Source organism: Streptomyces chromofuscus, assembly GCF_015160875.1.
Taxonomy (GTDB): Bacteria; Actinomycetota; Actinomycetes; order Streptomycetales; family Streptomycetaceae; genus Streptomyces; species Streptomyces chromofuscus.
Genome location: NZ_CP063374.1, coordinates 6,479,775 through 6,499,570 on the forward strand (window position 1 = coordinate 6,479,775; position 19,796 = coordinate 6,499,570).

Genomic DNA, 19,796 nt, shown 5'->3' on the forward strand with positions numbered 1-19,796 from the left:
CCCTGTCCGCCGGACGCCTTCGTGCTAGCGTCCTTCCATGCCTTATTAGGTCCGCATGTCCCAGCCGCCGTCCTCCGGCCCCTTCCGCGTCGGCCTGGTGTACGTGTACACCGGCCTGACCGAATTCCTCCCGCTGCACGCCGTCTACGCCCTGCTGATGACCTCGCACGGGGTCTCCACGGGAGAACTGTCGGTTCTCTTCGCGGTGTGGACGGTGACCACCTTCCTCTGCGAGGTGCCCTCCGGGGCCCTGGCCGACCGCTTCCCCCGCCACCGCGTGCTGGCCGCCGCGGCGCTCGCGCAGTGCACCGGGTTCGCCCTGTGGACCGCGCTGCCCTCGCTCGGCTCGTTCGCGGCCGGATTCGTCCTGTGGGGCGCGGGCACCGCCCTCACCTCCGGGACGCTCGAGTCCCTGCTCTACGACGGCCTCGCCGCCGAGGGGAGGGCCGGGCAGTACGCCCGGGTCAGCAGCCGGGTGGCCGCCGTCCAGGCGTGCTCGGTGGCGGCCAGCTCCCTGGCCGCCACCCCGCTGGTCCTGCTCGGCGGCTACCCCGCCACCGGCTGGGTGTCCGTCCTGCTCACCCTGTTCGCCGTCCCCACCGCCCTGGGCCTGGGCCGCCGGGCCCCCGGCCCGGCGGCCCCCGTGCCGGAACCGGAGCCGGAACCGCAGGGCTATGCGGCCGTGCTGCGCGCCGGGCTCGCCGAGGCCCGCGGCACCCCGCGGGTGCGCTCCGCCGTCCTGCTGGCCGCGGTCCTCACCGGCCTCGGCGTGGTGGACGAGTACCTTCCGGTGCTCGCCCGCGAGGCCGGCACGCCCGCCGCGGCCGTACCGCTGCTCCTGCTGCTGCCCTGGGCGGCCATGGCGGCGGGCGGCTTCGCCGGCGGACGCATGGCCGGCTCCGGCGACCGCCTGCTGGCCGTCCTGCTCGGCGCGGGCGGCGCCGCCCTCGCCGCCGGAGCGCTCACCGGCCGCCCGGCCGGGTTCCTCGGCATCGCCGCGTTCTACTGGGTGCTGCGGCTGGCCCAGATCGTCGCCGACACCCAGCTCCAGCACGCCATCTCCGGACCCGCGCGGGCCACGGTCACCTCGGTCGCCGGACTCGGCGCCCAGGCCGTCGCCCTCGCCGTCTTCCTGACCCTCGGCCTCGCGGCCCGCTGGGCCTCCACGGCCGCGCTGGTCGCCCTCACCGCCGTACCAGTGCTGCTGCTGGCCGTCCGGCTGGCCCTGAGACCCGACCCCGCGCACCACGTCCCACCACCGCAGCCCGACGAGCCCCCGCCTCCGGCACGGACCGGCGCCGTCGAACGACACTCGTGAAGGAGAACGACGCATGACAACGAACACGGCCGACGCCGTCGTGGAGAGCCTGGCCGACGACGTACGGCAGGCCCTCGGCCTCGCCCCCGGGGAACCGCTCGACACCTCGTTCGCGGCCATGGGCGGCAGCTCCCTGGACGCCGCCCAGCTCACCGTGCGGATGCGCCGCGCCCACCGACTGGACGTCGCGGCCCACGAACTGCTCAACGCCGCCAGCGTGCGGCACCTCCTGGACGACCTCGCCGACCGCCCCCGCACCGACCCGGCCGCGGGCCTCGCGGAGGCGGCCCCCACCGACCGGGCACCGCTCACCTGGCAGCAGCGGGTGATCTGGTACCAGTCCCTGCTCGACCCGGACTCCTCCCGCTACGTCTTCCACGCCCTGTTCCACTTCACCGAGGTGCCCCGCCCCGCCACCCTGCGCGGGCTGCTGCGCGGCCTGCTGCGCCGCCACCCGGTGCTGCGCACCCGGCTGGTCTTCGACGACGGCGAACCCTGGCAGGTGGTGCCCGCCGCCGACGTCACCGACGCCGAGACCGACCTCACCGTCGTGGACCTCCCGAACGCGAACATCTCCCCGGAGGAACTCGTCCGCCTCAGCGGCGCCGACCGCCCCTTCGACCTGCGGACCGGCCCGCTGCTGCGCTGGGTGCTGGCCCGGTTCCCCGACGGCCGCGCGGTGCTGGTGCACACCGAGCACCACCTGATCCACGACGGCAAGTCCTTCGTGGCCCTGCTCGCCAGCCTCCACGAGGACACCGAGACGCCCGACACCCGCTACTTCGGCTACGCCGCGGCTCAGACCCCCGCCGACCCCGCCGAGGTCCGCAAGGTCGCCGAGCGCGCCGCGAAGGCCGCCGGCCGCATCCTGGACGGCGGCCTCGCCACCACCGGCCGGGACACCTTTCTACGGCTGCCGGTGCCGCCCGCCCTGCTGCGCGAGGTCCGGGAGGGAGCCCGCAAGGCGTCGGTCTCCCTGTTCACCGCCCTGTTCACGGCGTTCTCCCAAGCACTCACCCAGTACGAGGGGGTCGGCGCCGCCGTCCTCGGCAGCGCCGTCGAGAACCGCCCGCCCGGCCACGAGGACACCGTCGGCATGTTCGTGTCCACGGTCCCCGTGGTCGTCGAACGGCGCCCCGGCGAGCTGCCCGAGGCCACCCTGCGCCGCACCCGCGGCGCACTGCGCGAGGCGATGGACTCCTCCGCCGTGCCCCTCGCCGACGTCGTCCAGGCCGTCGGCGGAACCGACGGACGCGGCGACGGCGCCGTGGTGCGGGCCGCGTTCAGCATGCATCAGCAGGTCGAGCGCGAGGTCGAACTGGCCGGCGCCACCGCCCGCGTCCAGCTCGGTGTCTTCAACGGAGCCGCCAAGTTCCCCGTCAACGTGGTGGCCGTGACCTCCGGCACCGGCGACGACACCCGCGTCGAACTGCTGATGGAGGCCCAGGACGGTGCGGTCGGCTGCGACGACCTGTGGGCGCTGTGGACCGGGACCCTGGAATGGCTGCGCACCTGGGTGCAGATGCTGCCCGAGAGGCGGACCGAGCCCGCCGCAGCGCTCGTCGCCCGGGTGACGGGGCGCGCCGCCGCCGACCCGGACGCGGTCGCCCTCGACGACGGCGAACGCCGGATCACCTACGGTCGGCTCGCGACCTGGGGCGAGGCCGCCCGGCAGCTTTTGGAGCGGCCCGGCGAGGTCGTCGGCCTCCTCGGGACGGCCTCCCCCGACTTCTTCGCCTGCGCCTACGCCGTCCTGCACGCCGGCGGCACCTACGTCCCCCTGGAAGCGGGTCAGCCCGACGAACGCCTCGCCTCCATGGTCGCCCAGGCCCGCTGCACCACCGTCGTCCGGCTGCCCGGCGTCCCCGCCGGGCGCGCCGCCGCCCTCGACGGGCCCGACGCCGCGCCCCGCCTGGTGGACTGGGCCGCCCTCGTCGACGAGTGGCCCGCGGCGCCCGCCGAACCGGACACCCCGCCGGACACCGACAGCGCGGCCCCCGCCTACATCATGTTCACCTCCGGAAGTACCGGCGAGCCCAAGGGCGTGATGGTGCCCCGGCCCGCCCTGTACCGGCTCGCCGACTGGGCCGTCCGCGAACTGCGGCTCGGCCCCGACACCGTCGTCGGCCAGCTCGCCAACGCCGCCTTCGACGCCTCCGCGTTCGAGGTGTGGTCCGGGCTGTACGCCGGTGCGCGCATCCGGCTCGCGCCCGCCGGAATCCGCGCCGACCCGCAGCGCCTCGCGGGCTGGTTCGCCGAGACCGGAGTCGAGTACGCCTTCGTCTCCACCCCCATCGCCGAACTCCTCGCCCGGGTGCCGAAGCCGGCCGGCAGCCGGCTCGACCGCATCTCCACCGGCGGTGACCGGCTGCACGCCCTCCCCGAGGACGTGCCGTTCGAGGTGCTCAACATGTACGGCCCGACCGAGACGACCGTGGTGGCCACGGCCGGCTGGGTCGACCCCGGCGGCACCGGGCTGCCCCCGATCGGCCGCGCCCTGCCGTACGGCTACACCCGTGTGGTCACCTCCGACGGCGCCCTCGCCGCACCGGGCGAGCAGGGCGAACTGTGGGTCGGCGGGGACGGTGTGGCCACCGGCTACGCGCACGCGCCCCGGCAGACCGCCGCCCGCTTCGTCGCCGACCCGCACGCCGAGGACGGCGCGGTCGTATACCGCACCGGGGACGTCGTCCACCTCGACAGCGCCGGCCGGCTGCACTACTCGGGGCGCCGGGACCGGCAGTTCAAGCTGGCCGGGGTGCGCTTCGAACTCGGCGAGGCCGAGGCGGTCGCCCTGCGCAGGCCCGGCGTCGAGCAGGCGGTGGCGCTCACGGCCGGCTCGGCCGCCGGGCCCCGGCTGCACCTGTTCGTCACCCTCGCCCCGGGCACGGCCCCGGACACGACCGACGAGGCGATCCGCGCGGCCCTGCCGGCGCAGCTGCGGCACCTGACGATCCACCACCTGGACGCCCTCCCGTACAACGCCAGCGGCAAGGTCGACCAGCGGCGCCTGACGGAACTGGCCGAGCGGGGACGGGGCACGGCGCCCGCGCCTGGGTCCACCGCGTCCGCGGACCCGGCCGCCGCGCCCGCTCCGGCCGAGCCCTTCTTCGGCGGCCCCGGCCGTAGCGGTGCCCTGGACCTGCTGTGGCCCGCGCTCGCGCCGCTGTCCCGCGGAGAGCGGCTGGACCTGGCCCACCGACTGATCGGCTCCGTGCTCGGTGGCACGGCGGCCGGCGAGGAGACCCGATGAACTCCGCCCCACGGCCGGCACCCACGCTGGAGGCGACCCCGCACCAGGCGGCCCAGCTGATCGCCTCGCTGCTCTCCGACCGGCACCGCGTCGGCACCCTGGCCGTCCGCATCCCGCTGGACGGCGAGGAGACCGGCGGGGCGCCGGCCGTGGTCGGCCTCGCCGAGGTCCAGCGGGCCTGGACCGCCCTGCTGCGCTCGGCTGCGGCCCTGCGCGTCCGCTTCCACGAGACCCCCGACCGGCTGGTGCAGGAGCTGCGCGGCTACGACGACCTGCCCGAGGAGACCGCCCGGGTCACCCTCGGCGACGACGACCCGGACGCCGACGGTCTCGAGCCGTTCGGGCCCGTCCTGCTGACGGCCCGTCTGGACCTGCGCGGCAGCGGCCCGGTGCTGGCACTGCGCGTTCACCACGCCCTCGTCGACGAGCACTCCGTACTGCTCGTCGGCCGGGCGCTGCGGCACTTCCTCGCCCACCCCGACGCCGTCCCCGAGGACGACGCGGACCACTACCGGCGCGCCCAGGAGGCGCTGCTGGACGCGTCCCACAGGGAGCTGCCGCCGCGCCCGCGCGACCCGGCGCCGCCCCGGCCGGCCGACCCCGGCGCGGCGGACGCGCCCCTGCTGAGCCGTCCCGGCGGGGACCCCCGGGAGCGCGCGCACCACGCGGTGCGGCTGGAACCCGGGACGGTCGCCGCGCTGCGGGGGACCGCCAGGCGGGCCCGCGCCTCCGCGGTCTCCGTGGCGCACGCGGCCGTCCTGGCCGCGCTGCACCGGCTGGCGCCGGACCGCACCCCCGTCGTCGGCGTGCCGATGACCCTGCGCGACCTGCGTGCGGTCGGCTTCGGCGCCGTCGGCCTCTACCTCAACGTCGTGCCCACCACGATCCCCTGCTCCGCTGCCGACACCTTCGGCGAACTCGTCGAACGGGTCCGCGCCGAGTCGCTGGCCCTGCACGGCCGCAAGTTCGCGTCCGTCGGCGACCTCGCCGCGGCGGACGGAGTCGCCCGCCCCGGACGGCCCGGCAACCGTGCCTACGCCGACCTGGTGCTCGCCTTCCGGGACGGCTCCCTCCCGCCCGGCACCGACGAGCGCGCGACGGCCGCCCGGCGGTCCGCGGAGCCCGGCGTCCCACTCAACGTCGAAGTGGTGCTCGGCCCCGAGGACGGACTGATCCTCTTCGACTGGCGCAGCGGGCTCGTCCCCTGGCCGCCCGCCCCGCAGCTCGCCTCGGCCGTCGTACAGGCCCTGACCGAGCTGCCCGCGCGTCCCGAGCTGCGGGTGGGGGACTTCGCGCTGCTGGACACCGCGAGCACCGCCGAGGTGCGGCGGCGCCTCGGCGGCCACCCGCCGACGGACGGCGCACTGGCGCCCTCCGTCATCGAACTCGTCGAGCGCGCCGCCGCCCTGGCGCCCCGCGCCCCGGCCGTCAGTGATGACGAACATGCTTGGAGCTACGACGAGTTGACGGACGCCGTGGTCCGGATGCGGGCCGCGCTGCGGTCCCGGGATCTGCCCCTGGGCGCCCGGGTCGCCGCCGCCTGCGGCCACGACGTCTGGCAGGTGGCGACCGCGCTGGCGGTCTGGCAGGAAGGCTTGTGCTACGTGCCGGTGGACCCCCGTGGCCCCGCCGAACGCAACCGGTTCGTGCTCGCCGACTCGGCGTCCGCGCTATTGGTGTGCGGCCCCGGCACGACCGGTGCCCCCTTCCTGGCCGGGACGCCCGAGCGGGACGTCCTCACCACCGACGCCCTGCCCCCGCGACCGGACGGCGGTACCGCGCCGCCCGGCGGCCGTCCCGGACCGGACGAGCCCGCCTATCTGATGTACACCTCGGGCAGCACGGGCCGCCCCAAGGGCGTGACCGTCACCCACCACAACCTGGCCGGGTTCCTGCGGGCGATGACACTGGCCCTGCCCGGCGCGGCGCAGGGGGACTGGCTGGCCGAGACCTCGCCGTCGTTCGACATCTCCTTCGTCGAGATGTTCTGGCCGCTGACCCACGGCCGGCATGTCCAGCTCCGCTCGCCCGACGCTCGCGAGAACCCCGCCGACCGGCGCCCGTTCGAGCACCGCCAGTGCACGCCCGCCCGCGCCGGCCAACTGCTGACCGCGCGGGAGCTGGGCCACTCGCTGGGCCGCTGGGACGTCGCGCCGCGCTACTGGCTGCTCGGCGGCGAACGGCTGCCCGGCACGCTCCTGCGACGGCTGCGCGCGGCCTACCCGGACACCGTTTTCGTCAACATGTACGGCCCCACCGAGGCGACCGTGTGGGCCACCTACCACGTGGTCCGCGGCGACGAGGGCGCGGATGTGCCCCTGGGCCGGCCGCTGCCCAACAGCGGGGTGCTGGTGACCGACCCGCACGGGAACGACGTGCCCGAGGGCGTCGTCGGCGAACTGCTCGTCATCGGCGACTCGGTGGCGGCCGGCTACCTGAACCGCCCCGAGGCGACCCGGCAGCGGTTCGTCCCGGCGGCCACGGCCGGCGGGGCGCGCGCCTACCGCACCGGTGACCTGGTGTGCTCGGGCCCGGACGGGCTCCTGTACTTCCGGGGACGCGACGACGACCAGGTGAAGATCCGCGGCCACCGCGTGGAACCCGGCGAACTGGAGCAGCGGCTGCTGGCCCTGCCCGGCGTCCGCGAGGCCGTTGCCGTGGTGCTGGACGCCGACGATCCCGAGCGGGTACGGCTGGCCGCCGCCGTCACAGTGGCCGGATCCGCCTCCTTCGACCCGGCGGACGCCCGGCGCAGGCTTGCGGCCGAGGTCCCGGAGGCGATGCTGCCCGCCGAACTCGTCGTCCTGGACGCGCTGCCGCGGCTGACCAACGGCAAGACCGACCGGCTCGCCGTGCGGACCGCCTGCGAGGCGGCCTCCGCCGGGACGCACGGGCCGGCCGGCGGGCCGGTGCCCGACCGCGGTCCGCGCGCCGCCTCCGCCGACGACCCCGGCACGGCGGACGGGCGCGGCGCCGGTGCTGCGGGCGGGGCGCCGGACCCGGCGCTGGGCGCGGTGCTCGCCGCGGCCGAGAAGATCTTCCACCGGGCGGTCGGCGGCCAGGAGAACTTCTTCGACCTGGGTGGCAACTCCCTCACCGCGCTCCGGCTGACCGCACTCGTGCGTGCCGAAGGCTTCCATCTGGAGGTGGAGGACGTCTTCGACCTGCCCGACATGCGGGCCCTCGCCGACCAGGCCACTCCCGCCCCGGGCGGCCGGGGCTGACCGGTCCCGGGCGGCGCCCGCACCGCGCCGCCCGGACCCCCGGCTCGATCACCTCCCCGCTTCCCCCCGTCCCGCCCTGCCTCCGTCCCGCTTCCCGCCTTACACTCTTCCGAGAGGAGCCCCCGTGTCCGGCGACGTCACCGTGGTCCACGTAGGCGAGCCCTGGCCCGAGCACTGGTCCGTGTCCCTCTACCTGTGCGGCCCCACGCCCCGGGACCCCGCCATGGAGTCCTGGCGGCCGCGCGCCGAACGCCTGCTGCGCGAGCACTGGACCGCCGACGGCCGGCTCGCCGTCTTCCTGCCCGAGGCTCCCGAGGGCGGGTCCGAACCGCCGTACCCGCAGCAGGTGGCCTGGGAGGAGGCGGCGATGCACGCGGCCGACGCCATCCTCTTCTACGTCCCCCGCGACCTGGCCACCCTGCCCGGCCTGGTCACCAACGTGAAGTGGGGCGCCTGGCACGACTGCGGGCGGGCGGTGCTCGGCTCGCCGCCCGACGCCCAGCGCAACGAGTACCTGCTGCACTTCGCGGAGCTCCTCTCCGTCCCGGTCGCCCACGACCTGCCCGGCGTGGTCGCGGCGGCCCTCGACCTGGCCGGCCCCGGCGACCGCCGCGAGGGCGCCGACCGGCACGTCCCGCTCGCCCTGTGGCGGTCCCCGGAGTTCCGCGCCTGGCACGCCGGACTGGCCGGGCGCGGCGACGCCCTGACCGGCGGGCGGCTGCTGTGGAGCCGCGGCAACCCCGTCACGGACTGGGTGTTCGAGGCCCGGCTGCGGTCGGCCGCCACCGGGCGGGAGCGCACCGAGCTGGCCTCCCGGGCCGGGGAACCTCCGCCCGCGCACCCCGGGCACCTCGCCCCACTGGGCTCGACCGGCTGGTCCGTGTGACGCGACGTGGTGCTGCGCGGCGCCGGTTTCCCCGCTTCCGACCTCACGGCCTGCGGCAGTCCCTCCCTCGCCGCCGCGGCCGATCTCGCGGCCGGCGGCGACCCCACGGCCGCGGCCGACTACCGGCACGCCTACGACCGGGCCGTCGACGACCTGCGCGCCGGGGTGGCCGCGTCGGGTTCCACGGGCCCGAGGGTGCTGCGGTTCTCTCCTCTGCGGTGCCGTCGGGGTGGTGGGCGGCCGTAAGGTGCAGGCCAGCAGTTCGGTGGCGCGCCTCCAGGACGTGGTGAACGCGTCGGCCCAGGCCAGGTGCGATCGAGGTGCAGAGTGCGGCGGCGGGCGTGGGTGGTGAGGCGGGCAGGCAGGTGGTAGAGCTTTCTGCGGATCGTCTCCGGCTCGGCCGCGGCGAGTGCTGGCTCATCGTGCAGGAGGAGGAGCCGCGTCCAGGCGTCCAGGTCGGCGGCGAGGGTTGCGGCCAGCACCCAGGCGGCGTTCAGCTGCCAGGACGTCGAGGGCAGCAGCCCGAGCCCAACCCGCTTGATCGCTTTCACGCGGTCCTCGACCTCGGCGTGATCGCGGTAGAGGGCGTCGACGAACCAGACCTGTCCGGAGCCCAGGGCCCGGGAAAGCCCCTGGCGGGCTGGGACGTTGGTGGCCACGATCTGGTAGTGCCATCCGGTGCGCTGCTCGAACGCGGTCAGCTTCTTCGCGTCCCGGCGCGAGGGCTTGACCTGGCCCACGATCAGCCGCATCCCCTCCGGCCGGCCCATGAGGTCTCGCACCCCGATCAGCTCGGCGACCTGGTAGGAGATCCGCTCCCCGTCGGTGCCCTAGATCCAATGCCGTGTAGTTAGGCGTGGGGCGGGTGTGTCAAGTCGCCTGCAGGAACGGAGCTCCTGCTAGAACCGTGTCGACCAAGATCACTGTTCTGCAAGGAGCTCCGTGGGCGCCAAGTCTGCCATCTCTCGTGAGGTTGTCGTTGCTGAAGGGGCGTTCGCGCCCGGCCATCTCGGTGAGCTGACCCGAATCGTTCCGTTCGAGATGGTCGATGAGGCACTGGCCCGAGCCGGCGGGATGCAGGCACGGGTGCGGGATCTGCCGTCCCGGGTCGTGGTGTATCTGCTGATGGCCGGGTGTCTGTTTCCGGGACTGGGGTGGCGGCAGGTGTGGCAGCGGCTGGTCGCGGGGCTGGAGGGGATCCCGGTGGCGTCTCCCACTGGCGGCGCGTTGTTGCAGGCCCGCAGGCGGGTGGGGTCGGCGCCGCTTACTGACTTCGGCTCGCCAGGGTGAATCTCGGCGAAGTGCCTGATGGGATCAGAACGGTGGCTGTATCCGGTGGTGTGTGAGATATGGCGATGGGGGCGGTCTGACCGCCGAGGGGCGCCGGCGCCGGGAGTCGGTGCGGATACAGGCGGCCGAGCTGTTCGAGCAGAAAACCAAGGTGCCGGAGGTCGCGCGGCGCCTGCGGGTGAGTGCGAAGTCTGCCTACCACGCCGAAGTCAGTACCGCGACACAGCGCCGATCGGGCGTCAAGTTGTCGACCGAGTGGCTGCCAGCTTCGGTGGCCTCGATGTGGTGGTCAACAACGCCGGATACGGACTGTTCGGTGCCGCGGAGGAGGCCAGCGACGCTCAGAGCGAGCGCCAGACCGCCACCAATCTCACCGGTTTCATCCGTGTCGCACGCAGCCTTGTCGCATCTATGGCCCCGCTGCGGCGGAAGGATCTAGACGGTGATCCGCGCCGTGGCGCCTACCTTCGCGGAGCTGCCTCCGTCCCGTCCGAGGAACCACCACCAACCCCCGGCGGTTCCGGTGGTCAGTACGGCGGCGGCCGCTACCGCGGAGACGGCGAGCCGCCCGGGCCGAGTGCGCCGGCGCCGGGCACCCGTGTCGGCCAACTCACGGGCCACGGCCAACAGTTGGTCGGCGGTGGTCGAAGACCGGCTTGCGTGCTCGGGGGCAAGGCAACGGGTGACGAAGTCCCGCCAGGCGTCGCCGAGACCGGGGTGCAGGCGCAGCGGCGCTCTTCCGGACGCGTACTCCTGGGCCGTCGCCGTGCGTGCCCCGGCGGTGGAACCGGCGAAGGGAAAGGACCCCCCGGTGAGGATCTGGTGTGCGGTGACGCCCAGCGCCCAGATGTCGGCGGTGGGGCGTACCGGGACTCCGCGCTCGCCGAGCCCGTCCTGCCAACGCTCCGGCGGCAGGTAGTCCGGCGATCCGAGGGGCGGCGCGTATCCATGGGTGCCCTCCAGGCGGGAGGCCAGGCCGAAGTCGGCCAGGCGAACCGAACCGTCGGGCATGATCAGCACGTTGGCAGGCTTGAGGTCGCCGTGCACCCAGCCCTCCGCGTGGAGGTGGACGAGGCCTTCGCAGATCTGGGTGATCGTCCGGGCGGCGTCCGCGAGGGGCTCGGAACCCGATACCGCGTCAAGCCGGTCCTGCAGGCTTCCTGCGGCGCGCTCCATGACAAGGACGACGGCACCGTCCAGTTCGGGCCGCTCCTCGTCGGCCACCACGGAAGTCTGCAGGACCCGGATGAGCCGGTCGTGGTCGGTGTTCCGGCTGAACTCCACCTCGCGTTGGGCCAGTTGCTGCAACTGGCGGGAGCGGCCCGGTCCCAGTGCGGCCGTGGCCACGAACTTCAAGGCCACCTCAACCGGTGGTGATCCGGCCGTCTCGCCACCGGGGTCCTCGCCGGGGGACACCCGTCGTGCGGCGTAGACGCTGCCCCAGTTGCCGGACGCGAGGGGGGAGACCACTTCCCAGGGCCCCACCCGGTAGCCCGTCGGTACGGCGACCGCCCAGTCGCCGCCTGCCCCGGTGTTGCGCAGCCCGGAGGTCATGCGGAGTCCTCCGCCGCTGCGATCCGTCCCGCCTGCCGTGCCCTTGCCGCGGTTCCTCGCGGAGGCAGCAGTGACAGATGCTCCTCCCCGACCAGCCCGAAACGCAGTGCGGTGGACACCAGCGTCTCCCGCTTCCAACTCAGCCCGGCGGTGCCCGAACCGGGCGGCCGCAGCCGCAGCTTGGTGCCGGCCAGGTAGTCGATGTGGAAGTCCACGGCGGTCGTGCTGAGCTTCTGGTGGTCCGGATGCGACCGCAGCCGGGCCACGACGTTGGCCGTGGAGGGGACCCCCGCCGTGGAGGCGTCCCGCAGACGTGGCTCGCACAGCGCCACCAGCACCTTGAAGTACGTCGCGTTGGGGTCCAGGGCGTAAGGGGTCGTGGTCACGGTGCCCCACTCCACGGTTTCCTCGGACGCCTCCAGGTGGCTGTGGCGGGGGGCGAAGACCTGAAAGCCGACGGTGCCGCCACGGGTGACCAGCACCACCCTGCTGAACTCGAACGGGATCGGGGCGGCCAGCCTTCGGGGCGGGACGCGGATGAACTCACCGGCGCCCTCGGGGTTCTCCACCAGCAGGATGGAACCGCCGCTGAGGTTGCTCAGCTGCCAGTAGACGTCGACGGCCAGGATCTCCCCGGCCAGCCGGGGCACCGCCGGATCCGGTAGGGCGATGTCCACGGGGCACTCCGGAATGCCGCGGCCGAAGCGCGAGCAACGACAGGGAGCGGGCCTGGGACTCAGGGCCGTCCGTGGCCAACGCCGGTAAGTGGACCAGCACCGTCTCCAAACGATCCTCCGTTCGCTTGTTCTGCTCCTGATGCCTGACCGGCGTCTGCGCACCTGTCGACAGGACCCGTATGCACTTCAGGCGTGCACCTGACAGACTGCTTGCTCGCCACCGCATAGCAGGGTCTCTGGTGAAATCGTTACCGGCTCGAAGTGAACGTGGTCAGGTACGAGCCTCGGTTGCGCGGCCGCTACGGCCGGCACCGAGTCGACCCTGCGTCTGCCGTCACGGACGACGAGCGGAGGATCAAGCGGAGGGGAGACCTCGCTGTTCGGCGGGGTGCGGCGGTACCGATCCGGTCGCTGATCGCCTGCGGCACCCGTGCCCTCATCGACGCGGTCTCTCCTGGCCGGCATCGCGGCCACCGGAGCCGCGGTCGGGGTGCGGCTCGCGAACGGCCGGAGCGCACGGTCGACTTCGGTTCAAGGGTAGGTCGTTTCTCTTACCCAGCGCCGGTGATGGAGCGCGGTCAGTTCGGCTGCCAGGTGGCGGTGGTGGTCGAGCAGGGTGGTGGCGGGCCGGGGGAGGCCCGTTGCGCCTCCCCCGGCGGAAGTGGTGTCCTGCGTGCCCGCACCCCGAAGGCATCGACCAGGAGATCCAGGCCCTGCTCGTGGGACCCCAACTGCTGCGGACCGCCATCAAAGACGCGACCGGCACCCGGCCGGGCACCCATCCCGGACCGGGCCGGGTTCAGCATCGCCCGGCGAGCCGCCCGCGACCGGATCATCCTGGCCACGGGCGTCATCACCGACACCGTCATCGACCTGGTCGGCACCGTCGGCCGCCACGTCCTGGCCGCACTGCTGACGCAAGACGTGACTCAGCAGCACACTTCCCGGCCTTGCTGCCGATCAGGTCATGCGCCAGAAATCCCTGGGCGGATCCCCCGCGTCCCGTCGGCTGGGCTCCGGCGGCCGACCAGGCATGTCGACTGTCCGCAGCCCGCCCGGAACTGCCTGGGGACTTCCGGCGCAGGACACTAGCCGAACTGCTGCTCCAGGTCCTTCAGCTTGCGCTCGAGGGAGTCGAGCCGCGGGAGAGCCATGGTGTCGTCCTCCGCGGTGAGGTCGACGGTGAGCGGCTCAGAGCCGCTGCGGACGGGCTGCAGTGAGGGCCGTGCGCGGACGGGCAGCTGCTCCGCGGTGGATATGGCAGGCTCCGCGGTGATGCGCTCGGCGCCCTGCTCGACCGTGGGCAGCTTGACCTGCCGTCCGCCCCGGCCGACGAAGCCGCGTCCGTGGCCCCGGCTGATCGCCTTCAGCTGCGCCCGCTCCAGCCGCTCCTGCTCGCGCCGCCGCAGCCGCGCCGTCTCCTTCTGCCGCTTGTCCTCACGCACCTCGTCGACCGCCTCGTCGAGGGTGCGGACGCCTTCCAGCAGCATCAGCGACCAGGCCTTGTACGTCTCACGCGGCGCCCGCAGCCAGCGGACTATGCGGATCTGCGGCAGCGGACGCGGGATCAGGCCCTGCTCGCGCAGCGCGGCCCGGCGGGTCTGCTTCAGGGCGCGGTCGAAGAGGACCGCCGCCGACAGGGACATGCCCGCGAAGAAGTGAGGGGCGCCGTCGTGGCCGAGGCCGCGCGGGGCGTGCACCCAGTTGAACCAGGCCGCCGCCCCGGCGAACGTCCACACCAGGATCCGGGAGCCGAGCGCGGCGTCACCATGGCTGGCCTCGCGCACCGCGAGCACCGAGCAGAACATCGCGGCGCCGTCCAGGCCGAACGGCACCAGGTACTCCCAACCGCCGGAGAGGCCGAGGTTCTGCTGGCCGAAGCCGACGAGGCCCTTGAAGGAGAGGGCCGCGGCGACCGCGGCGCAGCAGAACAGGAGCACATAGGAAGCGGTGCCGTATATGGCTTCCTTGCGCCTGCGGCGCTCCTCCATACGCTCCCACGAGTCGTCCGCGCTCGTGTCCTTCCCCGCGGAACGCTTGCCGCGCTGGAGCACCGCAACCGCCGTCAGCATGCCCGCGAGCAGTACGGCGCACGGTAGCAGCCAGTTCAGCGATATGTCGGTCAATCTCATCTGGGGTCCCTTGCATTGGGATAGGGCGTAACGCCCGCCATGGTGGCCCAATCCCGCCGGCCCTCAGGGGGTTTCGGGGCAAGAGGCCGCCAACGAAGTGCAAGGGGATGCCCGGGACGGCGTTCTGCTCGAACTACCGTGTGAGGGGCGGAAGTTGCGTTCGAATAAGACTACCCGTGCGAGTGGTTCCGCGGAAAGTTCCTGCGGCGCGTGAGGAAGTTGTGAAGTTGCTGTCCACGCGTGGCCGTACGGGTGGGTCGTGCGTGGATGATCTTACGGGGCGAGAAGGGCCTCGCCTGTCGTCGTGGCGCCTCAACTGCCGGTCGTGGCCAGCAGTTTGGTGACGCGGTCCGCGTCGCAGGTGCGCGGGCAGGTGGCGCAGGTGTCCTCGGGGCGAAGGGTGTAGAACATGCAGCAGCTCGCCCGGTCCCGGGTGGGCAGCGTCTCGCCGTTCGGGCCCTTGAGCTCGCGGAAGGCGGCCGAGCCGGCGTACGGCTTGGTGGCGCCCGGCAGCAGCCGCTCCAGTTCCCGGCGCGCCCGGTCCTGCTCGCCGAGCAGGTGTGCGACGTACCACAGGCCCTCGACGATCTCGTCCGTCGCCATGCCCCACAGCGCGCGCCCGCGACGGCGCATCCGGGGGCCGAAGGCGGCGAGGACCGGTTCGAGGTGCTCGGCGACCGCCGCGCGCACCTCGGCGCGCAGGGCCTCCTCGTCGGGGACCACGGTGGCGCGGGGCAGAGCGGCGGCGGGGTCGCCGGGGAGGCAGGCGAAGCCGTGCGGGCGGACGGCCAGGCGGCCCAGGGCCAGGCCGGGGGCGGTCCGGTCGTACGAGACATGCGTCACGGGGAAGCGGGGGACGCGACGGCCGAGGAACCACGGCACGGTGATCAGCAGGCAGGCCGGCCAGGCGTAGCGGTGCAGGCCGAAGCTGGCGATCACGTCGGGGCGGGCACGCAGGCCGTAGTCGCGGACGACCTGGGCGTCGTCGTGCGCGAGGAAGTCGTCGAGGGCGGTGCTGCCTGCGGCGAGGGACGCGCTGGTGATCCATCCGGGGGCGGAGGGGAAGGGCTCGGTGGGGCCCAGTTCCAAGATCCCGAGGCTCGGGAGCAGTTCCGTGAGGCGGGCGTACGCGTCTGCTGTGGCCGAGGCGGGCGCGGGCATGCGGGGACCACCCATCCGGAAATGTTAGGGGCCGTCAGAGGTAAGGCTTACCTTACCCGAAAGATTGGGGATGTGAACTGGTGGGCTGTACGCCTAAGGTGCTTGACGGACGAGTAACAAGCCGCCGTAATGACCTCAAGTACCGACACGTCCGGAGGAGGACCCCGTGAAGCCAGGCGCGCAGGGCTCCGCCGAGGCGGGGGGTGCGGGTTTTCCCGTGCCGCAGGTGCGGGTGCCGGCGCAGTTCCGGGCCGGGGACGTGGACCGGGTCCGGGAACGGGAGCCGCGGGGGGAGCAGGACCGGGACAGGGTGCGCGGGCGTGAGCGGGGTGCTGACGTCGGACGGGGTGGTGCCGCCGGGGGTGTGCGGGGGGAGCACACGCACGGCGAGCAGCCCGTGCGGGCGGTGGTGCAGCGGGCGTCCGTGCGGGGGCAGGTCCTCGACGCGTTGCGCGGGGCGCTGGTGACGGGGGAGTTGCGGCCGGGGGAGGTCTACTCGGCGCCGGTGCTGGGCGAGCGTTTCGGGGTGTCCGCGACGCCGGTGCGGGAGGCCATGCAGCAGTTGGCCCTGGAGGGCGCGGTCGAGGTGGTGCCCAACCGGGGCTTCCGGGTGGTGCAGCGGGACACGCGTGAGCTGGCCGAACTGGCGGAGGTGCGGGGGCTGATCGAGACTCCCGTCATTCTGCGGTTGGCCCGTACGGTGTCCGTGGAACGCTGGGCGGAGTTGCGGCCGTTGGCCGAGGCGACGGTGCGGGCGGCCACCTCCGGGTGCCGGGCCACGTACGGGGAGGCCGACCGGGCGTTTCACCGGGCCGTGTTGTCCCTCGCGGGGAACGCGCAGTTGGTGCGGATCGCCGATGACGTGCACCGGCGGGCGCAGTGGCCGCCGGTGGCAGTGTCGTGGGGGCGGACGGAACTGGTGGCCGACGCGGCCGAGCACGCGGCGTTGCTGGACGCGCTGGCGGTGCGCGATCTGGATGCGGTGCGGACGCTGGTGGAGGGGCACTTCGCCGTGGGGCGGTGACGGGCGGGGCGGGCCGCGGGTGCGTGCGGGGTGCCTGCGGCGGCCTGTGCGGGGTGCCTGCGGCGGCTTGTGCGGGTCGTGCGGGGTGCCTGCGGTCGCCTGTGCGGGTCGTGTGGGGTTGCGGTGGTGCCTGCGGTGGTGCCTGCGGCGGCCTGCGCGGGGTTGCGGTGGTGCCTGCGGCGGCCTGTGCGGGTCCTGCGGGGTTGCTGTGGTGCCTGCGGCGGCCTGTGCGGGTCGTGCGTTGCGGTGGTGCCTGCGGCGGCCTGTGCGGGTGTCTGCGTGGTTGCTGTGGCGCCTGCGGTGCGTGCGTCGTCGGGGCCGCGCCGGGGGGTGTCCGTCCTCGGAACGGCGCGGAATCGGTCTCTGACCAACGCGCCCGGGTTGACGCGCCAACCGCTGCGGGCGGACACCCCCGGCACGGCCCCTTCCCGTCGTGGGCGACTGCGGATCGCGGGTGGTGCCTACGCGGTCGCCGCCGGTGGCGTCAGCTGGGTCGCCAGCCAGGTGGGGACGCCGCCCAGCAGGCGGTACAGACGGCGGGCCTCCTCCCGTAGGCGGGTTGCCTCCGGTTCGGGTTCCGTGTCGGCGAGGGAGGCCAGTGCCGGGGCAGTGCCGACGAGGTAGCCCAGTTCCTCGCGGATGCGCAGCGACTCCGCGAAGCCGTGGCGAGCCTCGGCCAACTCGCCTTCCCTGAGGGCCAGTCCGGCGAGGTGGCGCCAGGTGAAGGAGAGCAGGAGGGCGTTGGCGTGGGCGGTGGCGCCGGCATGGGCGCGGCGGTAGGCCGCGAGGGCGGCCTGGGGGGAGTGGGCGAGGTTCTCGGCGAGCAGGCCGCGGCGGAAGTCCAGCAGGGGGCGGACCGGGGAGCCGGGGGGAATCAGGGCCGCCGCCCTGCCCAGGGCCGCTCGTGCCTCGTCGGCGCGGTCGCGGACGGTGTGCAGGGTGGCCGCGTAGGCGAGCTGGCCGCGTTCGCAGGCGGCCGCTCCGCGTTCCTCGTCGGTGTGGGCCAGCGCCTCGGCCGTGCGCAGGGCGTCCTCGGCTTCCTCCCAGCCCCGCTCGGTGTAGAGGCAGCGCTCGACCAGCAGCGCGGCGCGTTGCAGCGCAGCCGACGGCGTGGTCGGGGTCAGCAGGGCCGCCGCGTCGGCCCAGCAGGCCCGTGAGCGCAACCGCCATACCGCGGTCTGGAGGGGATCGTCGTCTGAGGTCGTTCCGGTACCAGACATGGCGGTATGCGCCACGTTGCCCTCCCCGAGCGCGCCATTGAGCTGTTGAGTGGTGGCGGCATTCCAACACCAATTCAGCTGCCGGGCCAAGAGGGTGGGTGAAGGATTTCACAAAGTCGTGGGATCCCTCGGCCCATGGGGTTTCAGCTCATGCGCAGCGCCAGGAAGAAGTCCAGCTTGTCCTCCAGCCGCGACAGGTCGCGGCTCGTCAACTGCTCGATCCTGCCGACCCGGTAGCGCAGGGTGTTGACGTGCAGGTGGAGGCGGGAGGCGCAGCGCGTCCAGGAGCCGTCGCTCTCGAGGAACGCCTCCAGGGTCGGGATGAGCTCGGCGCGGTGGCGGCGGTCGTAGTCGCGCAGGGGGTCCAGGAGACGTGCGGTGAAGGCGCGGCGCACGTCGTCGGGAACGAAGGGCAGGAGCAGGACGTGGGAGGCCAGTTCCTGGTGGCCCGCCGCGCAGACCCGGCCCGTGCGGGCCGCCGCCACCCGGCGGGCGTGCCGGGCCTCCTCCAGGGCGCCGCGCAGGCCCTCCGCCGAGTGAACGGCCGCGCTGACGCCCAGGGTCACCCGGCCGTCGTCCTCCAGGCCGGCCGAGAGGGGGGCGCCTACCGACTGCAGGAGGGCGTCGGCCAGGACGCCGGTCTCCGAGCCGTCGTGCTCCGCCGAGACGGCCGGGAGGGGGACGAGGGCGATCGCCTCGTCGCCGGTGTGGGCCACCGCTATGCGGTCGGAGGGCTCGGGGCCGGTGGCCAGCGGGTCGACCAGGATCTCCTCCAGCAGCGACTGGGCCACCGGGCCGGTCTCGATGTCGGAGCCGTCCCACTCGACGCGGGCCACGACCACCTGCCAGTGGGGGGCCGCGCCGAGGCCGGGCAGCAGGACCGGCGCGGCGACGCGCAGGCGGGCCGCGATCTCGGCGGGGGCGGCGCCCGTCTGGACGAGTTCCAGGACCTCCTGCGCCAGGCGGCGTCGGACGGTGCGGGCCGCGTCGCGGCGGTCGCGTTCGACGGCGATGAGTTGCGTGACACCGTGGAGGAGGTCCAGACGCTCCTCCGCCCAGTCGCCGGCGTCCGCCTCGACGGCCAGCAGCCAGTCGGACAGCACCGTCTCGCGGACGTCCCGGGAGTCCTGCGGGGAGCGGCCGCTGCTGTGGATCGGGAAGAGCGAGTACGTCGTGGTGCCGAGGATCAGGCGGTGCGGGCCCCGCCGGCCGGTGCGGGCGGCCGCCAGGTGTTCGGCCGCCAGCTTCGCGCAGGCCTCGGCGGGCAGCGCCGGGCCGCCGACCTTGGGGCCCGCGATGAGGCGGCCGGTGGGGGAGAGCACCCAGGCGCGCAGGTCCAGGTCGGAGCCGAGGAGGTCGAGGACCACGTCCGGGCCGCCGCCCGCCGGGCCGGACGTCATCATGCGGCGGTGCCGGTCGACGACGGCGGCCAGGTCGCCCGCGCGCTCGCCGGAGACCTGCCGTACGACGTGCTCGGTGATCGTCGCGAAGGCCACCGACTCGTGCACGGCGAACAGGGGGACGCGGTGCCGGGCGCACGCCTGGACCAGGTCCTCGGGCACGTCGCCCAGCTCCGCCTCGCCGGCCGCGAGGGCCGCCACGCCGGCCTGCGCGAGGATCCGCGCGAAGGGCTCGGAGTCGGCCGCGTCCCGGCGCCACGCCAGGCCGGTCAGCACCAGTTCACCGCCGGAGAGGTAGCGGCTGGGATCCCGCAGGTCGGTGGTCATCACGCCCCGCACGGTGCGGTCCAGCTCGTCCTCGCCGCCGAGCAGCTTGAGGCCCAGCGCGTCGGTGTCCAGCAGTGCGCGCAGCCGCATTCTCGTCGCCGCCGTTCTTTGTCTCGAAAACTACGATGGATCTTGACGGGTCCGTGGGTGAGTGGCCCGTGCGGTGGCCGGCCGAGCGTGTTCGCCGTCTCCCGTGCTGTGTCCCAGGTCACGCGGGCTGTGCCGGACGTTTCCCCAGGAAATCGCGGAGGTTACCGATGGCCTCCGTTCATACGAATCTACAAGATGACCGCCTTGGCCAGCCAACTCCTTCATGGTTTCGGTGACTGA

At 74.1% G+C, this 19,796-nt stretch carries 13 protein-coding genes and 2 pseudogenes; 8 read left to right on the plus strand and 7 right to left on the minus strand.

From position 1 onward, the window contains the following. The first annotated feature begins 55 nt into the window (after window positions 1-55). The 4 genes from IPT68_RS29105 to IPT68_RS29120 all read left to right on the plus strand — a co-directional run bounded on the left by IPT68_RS29105 (window position 56) and on the right by IPT68_RS29120 (window position 8,681). Entirely contained in the window at window positions 56-1,318 is a 1,263-nt protein-coding gene (locus IPT68_RS29105; protein ID WP_189701428.1) for an MFS transporter, read from the plus strand. 13 nt (window positions 1,319-1,331) lie between these two features. Then, window positions 1,332-4,571, plus strand: coding sequence for an AMP-binding protein (locus tag IPT68_RS29110; RefSeq protein WP_189701429.1), 3,240 nt, complete (start codon window positions 1,332-1,334; stop codon window positions 4,569-4,571). Next, window positions 4,568-7,795, plus strand: coding sequence for a non-ribosomal peptide synthetase (locus tag IPT68_RS29115; protein ID WP_189701430.1), 3,228 nt, complete (start codon window positions 4,568-4,570; stop codon window positions 7,793-7,795). Before IPT68_RS29110 ends, IPT68_RS29115 begins: the two co-directional genes overlap by 4 nt. Before the next feature lie 124 nt (window positions 7,796-7,919). Next, a complete protein-coding gene (locus IPT68_RS29120; protein WP_189701431.1) occupies window positions 7,920-8,681 on the plus strand; it encodes a nucleoside 2-deoxyribosyltransferase domain-containing protein in 762 nt (253 codons plus the stop codon). A gap of 131 nt (window positions 8,682-8,812) precedes the next feature. Here the strand turns inward: IPT68_RS29120 and IPT68_RS29125 are convergent, their stop codons facing one another. Next, entirely contained in the window at window positions 8,813-9,451 is a 639-nt protein-coding gene (locus IPT68_RS29125) for a transposase (RefSeq protein ID WP_189701432.1), read from the minus strand. Window positions 9,452-9,623: 172 nt separating this feature from the next. On the opposite strand from IPT68_RS29125, the gene IPT68_RS34370 reads away from it, so the two are divergent. From IPT68_RS34370 to IPT68_RS35250, 3 genes and pseudogenes are all read left to right on the plus strand, one after another. Further along, on the plus strand, window positions 9,624-9,971 hold the full coding sequence (locus IPT68_RS34370) for a transposase domain-containing protein (protein ID WP_228039990.1): 348 nt from the start codon (window positions 9,624-9,626) through the stop codon (window positions 9,969-9,971). Window positions 9,972-10,023: 52 nt separating this feature from the next. Then, window positions 10,024-10,170, plus strand: a pseudogene (locus IPT68_RS35245) (IS630 family transposase); the annotation flags it as partial. Between the two features lie 86 nt (window positions 10,171-10,256). Next, window positions 10,257-10,328 (plus strand): annotated as a pseudogene (locus tag IPT68_RS35250) (hypothetical protein); the annotation flags it as partial. Between the two features lie 78 nt (window positions 10,329-10,406). On the opposite strand, the gene IPT68_RS29140 reads toward IPT68_RS35250, so the two are convergent. The 4 genes from IPT68_RS29140 to IPT68_RS29155 all read right to left on the minus strand — a co-directional run bounded on the left by IPT68_RS29140 (window position 10,407) and on the right by IPT68_RS29155 (window position 15,495). Beyond that, entirely contained in the window at window positions 10,407-11,525 is a 1,119-nt protein-coding gene (locus tag IPT68_RS29140; RefSeq protein ID WP_228039992.1) for a serine/threonine-protein kinase, read from the minus strand. Next, a complete protein-coding gene (locus tag IPT68_RS29145; RefSeq protein ID WP_228039994.1) occupies window positions 11,522-12,202 on the minus strand; it encodes a serine/threonine protein kinase in 681 nt (226 codons plus the stop codon). Before IPT68_RS29145 ends, IPT68_RS29140 begins: the two co-directional genes overlap by 4 nt. A gap of 1,088 nt (window positions 12,203-13,290) precedes the next feature. Beyond that, a complete protein-coding gene (locus IPT68_RS29150; RefSeq protein ID WP_189701433.1) occupies window positions 13,291-14,334 on the minus strand; it encodes a DUF2637 domain-containing protein in 1,044 nt (347 codons plus the stop codon). A 312-nt stretch (window positions 14,335-14,646) separates the two neighbouring features. After that, window positions 14,647-15,495: a (2Fe-2S)-binding protein gene (locus IPT68_RS29155; RefSeq protein ID WP_189701462.1), complete on the minus strand. Its 849-nt coding sequence runs from the start codon at window positions 15,493-15,495 to the stop codon at window positions 14,647-14,649. 166 nt (window positions 15,496-15,661) lie between these two features. On the opposite strand from IPT68_RS29155, the gene IPT68_RS29160 reads away from it, so the two are divergent. Further along, window positions 15,662-16,519 carry a GntR family transcriptional regulator gene (locus IPT68_RS29160; RefSeq protein ID WP_228039995.1) on the plus strand — a complete coding sequence of 286 codons (858 nt, stop codon included), beginning with the start codon at window positions 15,662-15,664 and terminating at the stop codon, window positions 16,517-16,519. 461 nt (window positions 16,520-16,980) lie between these two features. On the opposite strand, the gene IPT68_RS29165 is transcribed toward IPT68_RS29160, so the two are convergent. After that, the gene (locus IPT68_RS29165; RefSeq protein WP_189701434.1) at window positions 16,981-17,754 is read right to left on the minus strand and encodes a hypothetical protein; all 774 of its coding nucleotides are present in this window, start codon (window positions 17,752-17,754) and stop codon (window positions 16,981-16,983) included. A 128-nt stretch (window positions 17,755-17,882) separates the two neighbouring features. Continuing rightward, window positions 17,883-19,556, minus strand: coding sequence for a PucR family transcriptional regulator (locus IPT68_RS29170; protein ID WP_189701435.1), 1,674 nt, complete (start codon window positions 19,554-19,556; stop codon window positions 17,883-17,885). Window positions 19,557-19,796: the final 240 nt, after the last annotated feature.

What these genes read in the sequence shown, in the direction of transcription:
- IPT68_RS29105 (WP_189701428.1), top strand. Translation starts at nt 56, where the DNA reads ATGTCCCAGCCGCCGTCCTCCGGCCCCTTCCGCGTCGGCCTGGTGTAC.
- IPT68_RS29125 (WP_189701432.1), bottom strand. Translation starts at nt 9,451, where the DNA reads ATGGGCCGGCCGGAGGGGATGCGGCTGATCGTGGGCCAGGTCAAGCCC.
- IPT68_RS29155 (WP_189701462.1), bottom strand. Translation starts at nt 15,495, where the DNA reads ATGCCCGCGCCCGCCTCGGCCACAGCAGACGCGTACGCCCGCCTCACG.
- IPT68_RS29170 (WP_189701435.1), bottom strand. Translation starts at nt 19,556, where the DNA reads ATGCGGCTGCGCGCACTGCTGGACACCGACGCGCTGGGCCTCAAGCTG.
- IPT68_RS29140 (WP_228039992.1), bottom strand. Translation starts at nt 11,525, where the DNA reads ATGACCTCCGGGCTGCGCAACACCGGGGCAGGCGGCGACTGGGCGGTC.
- IPT68_RS29115 (WP_189701430.1), top strand. Translation starts at nt 4,568, where the DNA reads ATGAACTCCGCCCCACGGCCGGCACCCACGCTGGAGGCGACCCCGCAC.
- IPT68_RS29150 (WP_189701433.1), bottom strand. Translation starts at nt 14,334, where the DNA reads ATGAGATTGACCGACATATCGCTGAACTGGCTGCTACCGTGCGCCGTA.
- IPT68_RS29110 (WP_189701429.1), top strand. Translation starts at nt 1,332, where the DNA reads ATGACAACGAACACGGCCGACGCCGTCGTGGAGAGCCTGGCCGACGAC.